The organism is Streptomyces pacificus (genome assembly GCF_011766325.1).
GTDB classification, from domain to species: domain Bacteria; phylum Actinomycetota; class Actinomycetes; order Streptomycetales; family Streptomycetaceae; genus Streptomyces; species Streptomyces pacificus.
Window position 1 is genome coordinate 1 of the sequence record NZ_BLLG01000071.1, and the last position, 646, is coordinate 646.

At 68.4% G+C, this 646-nt stretch carries 1 protein-coding gene; it reads left to right on the forward strand.

Features of this window, described 5'->3' with window-relative positions; all coding sequences use genetic code 11:
* Positions 1-646, forward strand: a 646-nt coding sequence (locus SCWH03_RS28290; RefSeq protein WP_173267777.1) for a ketoacyl-synthetase C-terminal extension domain-containing protein, incomplete at both ends; no start/stop codon positions are given.

The window sequence follows — 646 nt, forward strand, 5'->3', positions numbered from 1 at the left end:
TGCGTCGGCGGGGTTGTCGGCGGGGGATGTGGATGTGGTGGAGGCGCATGGCACCGGTACCACGCTCGGCGATCCGATCGAGGCGCAGGCGTTGATGGCCACCTACGGCCAGGACCGCGACGTGCCGCTGTTCCTGGGGTCGGTGAAGTCGAACATCGGTCACACCCAGGCGGCCGCAGGCGTGGCGGGCATCATCAAGGCGGTCAAGGCGCTGGAACACGGTGTACTCCCGCCGACGCTGCACGCCGATGAACCCTCGACGCACGTCGACTGGAGCGAGGGAGCCGTCCGACTGATCGCCGAGCCGACCGGATGGCCGGACGTGCGACGCCCGCGTCGGGCTGGTGTGTCGTCGTTCGGGTTCAGTGGGACGAACGCGCATGTGGTTCTGGAGCAGGGGCCTGTGCCGGCTGTGCGGGAGCGGGTGGTTGAGCGGCCGGTGGCTGAGTCTTCGGCTCTGGTTCCGGGCCAGGGTTCGGGTCCGGGTCAGGGTTCGGGTCCGGGTCAGGGTTCGGTTCTGGGTTCGGTTCTGGGTTCGGTTCTGGGTTCGGGTTTGGTGTCTGTGGGGTCTTCGGTTGTGGTGCCGTGGTTGGTGTCGGCGCGGTCTGAGGTGGCGTTGTCGGGTGTGGTGGAGCGGGTTGGTGGG